Origin of the sequence: Nocardia sp. CC201C, assembly GCF_030010695.1 — a bacterium.
Lineage (GTDB): Bacteria > Actinomycetota > Actinomycetes > Mycobacteriales > Mycobacteriaceae > Nocardia > Nocardia otitidiscaviarum.
The window spans coordinates 1-8,985 of the sequence record NZ_JASCXP010000311.1 but is presented as its reverse complement, the minus strand read 5'-3'; the positions used below and the strand labels follow the sequence as shown (position 1 = coordinate 8,985).

Sequence of the window (8,985 nt, the reverse complement as noted above, 5' to 3'; positions counted from 1 at the left end):
TCGGTCGCTCCACCGCCCGCCGGGCCGGTCGGTCACCCGCCGCAGGGCGCGCATGCTCCACTTCCACCGCCGGCCGGGCAGTACGGACACCAGCCGCAAGACGCGAGTTCGGCGTTCCCGCAATCGCACGATCCCTGGGGTGCGGCCACCGAGCCAGCGGGCTCCGGCCTGCCGCACTACCCGCCCACGACGAACGGCACGCCGCCCCCACGGTCGCGTCGCTGGCTCTGGGTTGCCCTCGCCGCCACCGTCGTCCTCGTCGCTGCCGCCATCTCGACCACGTATGTCCTCACCCGCCCGGAGCCCATCGCCCTGGCCGTCGACGATTGCGTCTCGATACTCGACCAGGACGACCCGGTCGAGTACACCTGTGGGCAGATCAATGCCGCCTACCGCATCGTCGCACGCGAAAGCGTGGTCTATCCGGTGGAATCCGCGTGTATGAAGTACGACGACGCGACCCGTGCCGTTCTCGACGACGCCGACGAGGGCTCCGATCCGGACACCGTCCTGTGCCTGGCTCCCACCCGTGTCAACACGGCCGACCCGGGTGCCATCGAGACCGGCGACTGCGTGAAGGTGACCGACGGCGGTGCGACGGTCACCCGCGTCGCCTGCACACCCGAGTCCGGCGTCGCCGAAGTGCTGGCCATCCGACTGCACACAAGGGTCCCCGTCACCGACCGGGCCTGCCACGATGTCCCCAGTGTCCGCAAGGCGTTCGCCTACTCATCCCTGGGCGGCCGAGCCCTCGTCCTCTGCGTCCGTGCGGCCGACCCCAGCTCGACCGGCAATGCCGAGACCGGCGACTGCGTCAACGAGAACATGACCAGCATTGTCGCGTGCACCCTGCCCGAGGCCGCGGAGCGAGTGCTGACCGTCCGCGTGCAGCACACCGAACCCGCCGCCCCCGAATGCCTCGGCGTCATCGGAGCGACCGGCTTCACCATGAACACCCACGACACCACGGATCTGGTGGTGGCCCTGTGTGTCGGCCCCGTCGACGACGCCGATGTCGGCTACGCCATGGCCGGTGACTGCGTCATCCCGCCGGACGAGGGCAACGACTTCCGGCCGACGAAGGCCGATTGCTCCGACCCGGCCGCTAGCGTCCGCGTGACCTCCCGCCACGACACCGACACCGCCGAATGCCCCGGCGACTACGTGGCCCGCATGACCCGCAAACCAGGCGTCACCAACGGCATGACCCTCTGCTTCACCAGCAACTGACCGCCGCGGAGTCGGCTACCCCGCCGACTCCGCCTGCTCCACCGCCCACGCGCAAATAGCCGCCAACGGCGTCTCCAACGACTTCCCCAGCTCACTCAACGCATACTCCACATGCTGCGGCGCCCGCTCCCGATACACCCGCCGCACCACCAGCCCATCCGCCTCCATCCCCCGCAACGTCTCCGTCAACACCTTCTGCGTCACCCCCGGCAACCGCCGCCGCAACTCCGCATGCCGCCGCGGACCGTCCAACAGGGCGTAGATCACCAGAATCCGCCACTTCGACGCGAGTCGCTCCAACGCCTGCCGGGTAGCGCAGGACTCCTCCAGCACCTCCGGAATCTCCAGCGCCATATGTCCTCCTGGGGTATTCGCGGCGATGCGCACGAATATTCCGGAACTACCGGAGGTATTCGGCCGTGCGTTTGCCGATGGCCGCGCTCAACGCATCCAACTCGGCCAGTACGTCCGTAGCCGCCCAGACGCGGTTGCGCTTGCTCTCCGACAGTACCTCCAGGATCCCCGTATCCGTCAGTCTGCCCAGCGCGCGGTAGGTGCTCGCGGCGGTGGTGCCCGCGATGCGTTGAGCGGTCTCGGCATTGAGAATCGGGGTGTCCAGCAGCGCCGCGATCAGCGTCTCATCGGCGGAGTTCGCCCGTGGCCGTGCGATCGTCCGCCACCGTGCGGGCAACGCCGCCAGGGCACATGCCGATTCCTGCGCCGCTTCGCTGGCATGGATCGCGGCGAGCGACAAATACTCGACGAACGGGTCGACCTGACCCGAACGGAATGCGTTGAGGTATCCGAAGTATCTGCCGGTATTCGCGAGCATCACCGATGCCAGCGGAACCGTCACGCGCTCGGTGAGTCCGCGACGGCGCAGGACCGCGCTGATGAGAGCTCGGCCGATGCGACCATTGCCGTCGGTGAAGGGATGAATCGATTCGAATTGGGCGTGCGCCAGTGCGGCCTGCGCGAGGATCGGCAGATCAGTTCGGTTGGCGAAGGCGATCAGGTCTGCCATCAACTCGGGCACGAGTTCCGGCGGGGGCGGAATGTGTACCGCGTCGGTCGGCGTGTATTCGCTGCCGCCGATCCAATTCTGGACATCGCGCAACCGACCGGAATCCCGGGCCGTGTAGTAGTCGGGTGCCATCAGCAGCCGGTGCGCGGTCAGCAGGTCTTCGACGCCGATGGCCCTCGCGGAGGCGGCATCCACCATGGCGACGAGCGCCTCGACGGCCGCCAGCTGCGCCTTGGCGTCATCGCTCGCCCTGCCACCGGCGACCGCTTTGCCGAAGGCTCGCCATCCAGCGTCGATGTGCTCGATCTTCGACGAGGCCACCGACTCGCTGCGCAGCAGGAAGTCCGCCAGCGGGGCCAGGTGCCGCCCGAATCCGGCCTCGAGCCGCGCGATCGCGATCACGGCCGCCTCGTGAGCGCGGGCGACCGCTCCCACCGGGTCGTACTCCAGCCCGGCGATATGAGGTGGGATCGACACCTCGATACGCTCGAGCGTCCGGTCGGCCCTCGAGCCCTGCCGCTGAGGCGGGTTCCAGGCACGCTCCTCAACCCGATGCGATGGCCAGTCCATGTGGTTGCACTTTCGGTCGGATACTCCAGCAACCAGCTCTTTATTGTACTTTCCTTGAGATAAACGTAGTTAAACTCCGCGTTATTGTACGTTTGAGGTTGATTCGGGCTGCACTCTCGGATCCTGATCTGGACCCGTTGCCTGACGCGATGCTGCTCACAGGTTCGTTCGGCGTGCCTGCTTCTGCCGTAGGGTTGATCGGCTTGTCGACGACGAGGGGGAGTGTTTGATGAACGTGCGTGTTCTCGGGCAGGGCTTGGCCCTGACTGCGGTCGCGGTCGGTCTGATCGCGGCCGGTTGCGCACGCACCATCGATGGCGAGGCGGTGGCGAATGAGACCGACCGCGCCGCCTACGTCTCCTCGGTTTCAAGCTCTGCCGCCGCCGCGACGTCCGCCCGAGCGCACTCTGCCAAGGTCGCCGTCTGCGGGGGCTTCTTCAGGTCCGCGGTCGACGTCAAGTTCAAGCTCAGCGCCTTCAGCCGCGAGCTGGAGGCCCAGCAGGACCGCGAGGCCGCCCGAACCAAGGCCCGCGACGCCGCCACCGCACTGTCTTCCGCCGCCACCACGGTCACCGACGCCCTACGCGATAACCCCTCGATTCCCGCGACCCTCAACTCGGCCATGTCCGAATACGCCAGTGCCGCGAGAGATTTCGCATCCGAGCTGAACAAGCTGGCCGCCGGCTCCACCTCGCCGGAGGTGTTCATTGCCGCGGACGACCGCTATCGGGGGTCTCGCGACGCGGCACTCGACAGTTGCTCGTGAAGGAGCGGAACGTCTGTTTGCTCAGACAGTCTCGGTGACTAGTGCGTCGACAGCGCCGATGACACCATCGTCGGTCCAGGCATCTACATTCCCAATGGGGTGGCGAAATGAGGACATCTCGATGAGAACCCTGTCTCGCGCAGGACTGCTCGCTGTTTTGCTTTCGCTGACTGCGTCGTGTGGGCTGGGGCCGACCCCGAATCAAGAGCGTGCGCGGGAACAAGCGACCCAGGATTGCAGCGCCGGAACGTTCGACTTCACGGCTATGAGCGACAACCAGCCCCTTGGGTCCAGTGACGTGCTCTACCAGAAGATGATCGAGGCAATTGAGAACAAGCAGTCCGTCTCGATGCTGGACCTCACCAATTCGGCGGGCTGGTCCGATGAATGGGACCGTATGGTCGGCGTCTGGGAAGATGCCGAGCGGGACGAATTGAACGCCCGAGCCCAAACGCCGGGCTACTGCTGGAAAGGTCTCCCGTCGAATTCGGGTATATCCGACCGGCCCTCGGACGGGTTCTACCTGTTCATCAAGGACAACGAGCCGGTGCAGTTCGTTCGATACCGTCCTGACGTGTATCCGATCCAACTGCTGCCCGGAGTAGCGGTAACAAAGGAGACGGTGCTGGTCCTGTCGGGCTCGAAGCTCCGGCCTGAGTAGGCGCGCGATCGCTGCGAAGGGGTTCGCGCGGCTGAGAATCCAGTTTGCGCAGTTAGCGGCTTTGCGGCATCGTGTAGGGCTGATGTGCCGGGAGCCTTGTCAACCGTGGTCAGGGAGTCCGCGCCGCCTGTATGGCAAGGCTGAAGGGTGGGACGCCCAATAGGACCGTGAAGCCGCCCGAGCCAAGGCCCGCGATGCCGCCAACGCCTTGACCTCCGCCGCCACCTCGGTCACCGACGCACTGCGCGACAACCCCACGACTCCCGCGACCCTCGACGCGGTTCGTCCGAATATGCCAGTGCTGCAGGAGACTTCGGCTCCGAACTGAACAAGCTGGCCCTCGGCTCCACCTCACCCGAAGTGAATCATCTCCGCGGATGACCGCTACCGCGCGGCCCGCGACCGGCCCTCGACAGCTGTTCGTGAGCGCCGCTCGCCGGCTCAGGCGGTCTCGCTGATCGACGCGCAAGTGGCGGTCGACCACCCCTGTCGGATCTTCCAGTAATCTGATCTCTGCGGCCCGTCGGGCACCGAAGCACCGCTTCGTCGCTGCCCCCACCCGCACGTCGAATTCGCGTGCGCCTGTGGGGATGACGAGTGGCTCTTGTAGCGAACAGTGCCGACCATTTGTGGGGTGAGGCGGCGGCCGGCCGCCTGACGTCGCTGTTGACGGATCAGGCCATGTTCAAGTGGGGGGAGAAGGTCGGGAGTTCCGAACAACGCTCCTGGACCTTCAGTCTCGTGGTGTTGCTGCGCGATCTCGTAGATGCCGGACTGGGCGATGTCGAAGTGCTGCTCGAGCACAAGCTCCCGCACAGTCCCAAGCGCGTGGACGCCGTGCTGTGTGGAGTGCACCCCGGTACCGGGGCTCCGAGCTATGTCCTGGTGGAGCTGAAGCAGTGGTCGAAGGTCGAAGCGTGCGCGGACGACTTGGTGGCTGTCCCGAGGATGAAGAAGCGGCATCTGCATCCGGTGGAGCAGGTGCGCAGATACTGTGAGTACCTGGTGGATTCGACTCCAGCGCTCGCGGATCGCCCGGAAATCGTGCACGGGATCGCGTACCTCCACAATGCCCACACCCGGGACATCCGTTCGCTCGATCAGTATGAGCCGAGCCGGTTCGGGCGGATGTTCACTATGGACGACCGTGCGCAACTGTTCGATTATCTGCAATCCCAGCTGGATATCGACGGCGGTCGTGAGCATGCGCTCAAAGCCGCGGAGGACTTCCTGCATTTCGAGCACGCTCCGACGAAGCCGCTACTCGACCTGGCCGCCAAGGAGATCCAGGAGCGCGAACAGTTCGTGCTGCTCGATGAGCAGTGGATCGCTTCCAAGCTGGTCATGCAGGCCGTCGAGCGGTCGAATGACGATCGCGCGCAGACCGCGGTGATCGTGCTCGGCGGTCCGGGTTCGGGAAAGAGCGTGATCGCGCTCAGCCTGCTCGGTGAGCTGGCCCGACAGGGTCGCCGTGTACACCATGCCACCGGCTCCAGCGCGTTCACCAACACCATGCGAAAGGTCGCGGGCCGCCGAAACCCGCGGGTGCGCAGCCTGTTCAAGTACTTCAACGACTACATCAGCGCTTCTCGAAACCAACTCGACGTGCTGATTTGCGATGAGGCGCATCGTATTCGGGAAACGAGCGTTAGCCGCTACACGCGCGCGGACCTGCGAGCGAAGGCCCGGCGGCAGATCGAGGAACTGCTGGACGTCGCCGCCGTCCCGGTGTTCCTCCTCGACGAGAACCAAGTCGTGCGGCCCGGTGAGATGGGTTCGCTAGAGGAGATCACCACGATCGCACAGGAGGTGGGCTGCCAGGTCGAGGTCGTCCATCTCGAAGGGCAATTCCGCTGCGGTGGTTCGGACACCTTCGACCTCTGGGTGGCGCGACTGCTGGGGCTGCACCCTGAGAAGCCAACCTCCTGGAGCGCGTTGACCGCTGACTCCGATGAGGAGTTCCGAGTAGCCAGCGCGGCCTCCCCACAAGCTCTCGAAGGCTGGTTGTTGCACCAGCGGGACCATCACGGTGGGACCGCTCGGATGGCAGCCGGATTCTGCTGGCCGTGGAGCGGACCGATCGAGACGGAACACGGGAAGCGACTGGTCGACGATGTGGTCATCGACGGATGGAAGCGCCCGTGGAACGCCAAACCAGGCGAACGGGTCCCCGATGCCCCCGAGTCCTACTACTGGGCCTCCGACGATCGAGGCTTCGGCCAGGTCGGCTGCATCTACACCGCTCAGGGCTTCGAATACGACTGGGCGGGAGTCATTTTCGGCCCCGATTTCGTTCGCCGCGACGGCCGATGGGTGGCGTTTAAGGGCGAATCGCACGATCCGGCCGTACGCCGAGCCGAGGCGCGAGACTTCGAGGCGCTGATCCGCAACACCTACAAGGTGCTTCTCACCCGTGGAATGCAGGGTACCTGCGTGTACTCGACCGACCCCGAGACGCAGGCGTTCCTGGAGGAGATGACCAGGTAGCCGTCACAGGTCGGAGTGTTTCACCGCTCGTCCGCGCGTCAGTTCCACGGGGTAGCGCCGTTCGTTGGATTCGAGCTTGTTCTCCGCCGCCGCGATCAGATCGACCCCCAACACATCGGTGAGTCGCAACAGGTAGATGAAGACATCAGCCATCTCTTCCTCGACCCTGGCTCGGCCCGTGCCATCCGCCATGATGGCGGCGCTCTCGTCCGGCGTCAGCCACTGGAAGATCTCCGACAGTTCGCCGACCTCGCCGGTCAGCGCCATCACGAGGTTCTTCGGTGTATGGAAGCGCTCCCACTCCCGTTGGGCGGCGAACTCCGAGATCAGCGATTGCAGGCGTTCGATCGGCATGGGACCTGTGTAGCACGCGGCCTCACGCGCCTCGGTGCCACCGGGTGGGCTCCGACAGCACGGTGCGCGCGTCAGCCGGTGCGGACAGGCGGGCGGCGACGGTCGCCTCGGCCAGGTGTTCCGGCAGCAGCGCGGAGAACTTCAATCCGGCGGTTGCACGGGGATCGGTTCTCGGCAGGGGCATCCGGTCATCGCGTGCGGAACGCAGTGCCGCACCCCAGATCTGGGGTGTGAGATCAGCGCGCAGCCGAATGGTGAGATCGGTGGGACGCTGATCAGGGTCGGTCACCGACGCCAATGCTGCCGCGAGGGTGGCGTTGGCCCGGTAGCCGGCCCACGTCCACCAGACCACGGAGTCGGTGCCGCGGCTGATGACGGTGGCGTCACCGGCGACCGTGTGCGAGCGTTCGGCACGTTGTTCGGCCAGCGCGGACCGCGCCCGCCGGGTCAGTGTCACACCGGGGTCGATACCCAGCAGGACGGCGCGCATCGCCCGGGTCAGCGGGAAGGATTGGCCGCGTACACCCATCGTGGACCATTTCGCGACTCCGCCGCCCTCAGCGGGTTCCACGAAGGCCCGTCGTCGCTGCCAATCGATGTACGTCACGCGCCAGCTGCGCCCGGCGAGCAGCAGTAACCGCGGTCCGGGCCGGTCGTCGGTGAGCACCGAGACATCGGTGTGGCCGATCTCGTGCCGTCCGGCGAGCACGGTGAATTGCGGTGGCGCGGTGAACGATGCCGTGAGATCGAGGAAGTTCCTGCGGCCGAACCGCTTCTCGGCCTCCGGCCCGATGAACAGCAGACCCTGATCCCGGTTCAGGAATCCGGATTCGATCAGATGCCGGAGCACCGGTTCGGCCGACTGATCGAATGGCGGCAGACTATTCCACTCCCGCTGCCAGAGCCGGTCGCCCACCGTGGCGTGCTGCAGGGTCACCGCCAGCAGTTGCTGGGCGACCAGGTGCCGCGGCTCGGGCGGTGCGGTGACGGGTTCGACCCAACCACGGCCCCACAGCAGCAGCAGGCCCGCCGCCCGTAGCAGCCCGTCCGCGCTGGTGGCGAGGAACAGGCAGTTGCGGACGCTGCCGGACCGCCTGCCGGTGCGGCCGATGCGCTGCAGGAAGGAGGCGACGGTGCCGGGAGCGTCGATCTGGATGACCCGGTCGAGGTCGCCGACATCGATGCCGAGCTCGAGTGTCGATGTCGACACGATGACGCAGTCGCGGGCCTCGGCGAAAGCCTGTTCGGCGCGGGCTCGTTCGTCGGCGGACAGCGATGCGTGAGAGAGGAACACAGTGACCTCACGCGCACGCAGGGCCGATCCGAGTTCCTCCACCTGTCGGCGTGAGTCACAGAACACCAGCCGCTTCTCACCTCGGTGCAGCGCTGCGATGATCTTCGCGGCATTGTCGAGCGAGCCCACATAGTCGAGCTCCACCTCGCCCGGCGGACGCGGGTGGTCGGGGCCGGCCGACGAGAGCAGCCGCGGATCGAACGACGGGTCCGCACCGGGCTGCGGAAGGTCGGGGGCGATTACCGTTCCCCGGCGCTTCCCGGCCCCGGAACCCTGTAACCAGGTGAGTAATTCGCCCGGATTGCCGACGGTCGCGGACAAACCCACGCGCTGAATCGGCCGCCCGGTCACCCGCTGCAGCCGTTCGAGCACCGCGAGCAGATGCCAGCCGCGGTCGTCACCGGCGAAGGCGTGCACCTCGTCGATGACCACCGCGCGGATGTTTCCCAGCAGCTCGTCGTGATCGGTCTTGGTTCCGATCAGCATGGCTTCCAGCGATTCCGGTGTGGTGAGCAGGACGTCGGGCGGGTCGCGGCGGATTCGGTTGCGGTGGGCGTCGGTGGTGTCGCCGTGCCAGAGGGCGGCGCGGCGGCCCAGCC

At 66.4% G+C, this 8,985-nt stretch carries 7 protein-coding genes and 1 pseudogene; 4 read left to right on the top strand and 4 right to left on the bottom strand.

The features are described from left to right. Nucleotides 1-1,230, top strand: a pseudogene (locus QK444_RS26340) (hypothetical protein); the annotation flags it as partial. A gap of 15 nt (nt 1,231-1,245) precedes the next feature. On the opposite strand, the gene QK444_RS26335 reads toward QK444_RS26340, so the two are convergent. Both QK444_RS26335 and QK444_RS26330 read right to left on the bottom strand, forming a co-directional pair. Next, nucleotides 1,246-1,584, bottom strand: a complete 339-nt coding sequence (locus QK444_RS26335; protein ID WP_282784717.1) for a helix-turn-helix domain-containing protein — start codon at nt 1,582-1,584, stop codon at nt 1,246-1,248. Nucleotides 1,585-1,630: 46 nt separating this feature from the next. Beyond that, on the bottom strand, nt 1,631-2,824 hold the full coding sequence (locus tag QK444_RS26330; RefSeq protein WP_282784715.1) for a Fic family protein: 1,194 nt from the start codon (nt 2,822-2,824) through the stop codon (nt 1,631-1,633). A 229-nt stretch (nt 2,825-3,053) separates the two neighbouring features. On the opposite strand from QK444_RS26330, the gene QK444_RS26325 reads away from it, so the two are divergent. The 3 genes from QK444_RS26325 to QK444_RS26315 all read left to right on the top strand — a co-directional run bounded on the left by QK444_RS26325 (nt 3,054) and on the right by QK444_RS26315 (nt 6,738). Beyond that, nucleotides 3,054-3,590 (top strand): hypothetical protein, encoded by a 537-nt coding sequence (locus tag QK444_RS26325; protein WP_282784713.1) that lies wholly within the window; start codon nt 3,054-3,056, stop codon nt 3,588-3,590. A 265-nt stretch (nt 3,591-3,855) separates the two neighbouring features. After that, nucleotides 3,856-4,251, top strand: coding sequence for a hypothetical protein (locus tag QK444_RS26320; protein WP_282784711.1), 396 nt, complete (start codon nt 3,856-3,858; stop codon nt 4,249-4,251). Between the two features lie 597 nt (nt 4,252-4,848). Continuing rightward, nucleotides 4,849-6,738, top strand: a complete 1,890-nt coding sequence (locus QK444_RS26315; RefSeq protein WP_349239544.1) for a DUF2075 domain-containing protein — start codon at nt 4,849-4,851, stop codon at nt 6,736-6,738. Nucleotides 6,739-6,741: 3 nt separating this feature from the next. Here the strand turns inward: QK444_RS26315 and QK444_RS26310 are convergent, their stop codons facing one another. Together QK444_RS26310 and QK444_RS26305 are read right to left on the bottom strand one after the other, a co-directional pair. Next, nucleotides 6,742-7,092 carry a nucleotide pyrophosphohydrolase gene (locus QK444_RS26310; protein ID WP_282784709.1) on the bottom strand — a complete coding sequence of 117 codons (351 nt, stop codon included), beginning with the start codon at nt 7,090-7,092 and terminating at the stop codon, nt 6,742-6,744. Nucleotides 7,093-7,114: 22 nt separating this feature from the next. Continuing rightward, nucleotides 7,115-8,985 (bottom strand): helicase-related protein (locus tag QK444_RS26305; protein WP_282784707.1); only part of this gene is annotated, 1,871 nt, incomplete at its 5' end.

Excerpts from the sequence above, each read along its gene's own strand:
- QK444_RS26335 (WP_282784717.1), bottom strand. The coding sequence starts at position 1,584 with ATGGCGCTGGAGATTCCGGAGGTGCTGGAGGAGTCCTGCGCTACCCGG.
- QK444_RS26330 (WP_282784715.1), bottom strand. The coding sequence starts at position 2,824 with ATGGACTGGCCATCGCATCGGGTTGAGGAGCGTGCCTGGAACCCGCCT.
- QK444_RS26325 (WP_282784713.1), top strand. The coding sequence starts at position 3,054 with ATGAACGTGCGTGTTCTCGGGCAGGGCTTGGCCCTGACTGCGGTCGCG.
- QK444_RS26320 (WP_282784711.1), top strand. The coding sequence starts at position 3,856 with ATGAGCGACAACCAGCCCCTTGGGTCCAGTGACGTGCTCTACCAGAAG.
- QK444_RS26310 (WP_282784709.1), bottom strand. The coding sequence starts at position 7,092 with ATGCCGATCGAACGCCTGCAATCGCTGATCTCGGAGTTCGCCGCCCAA.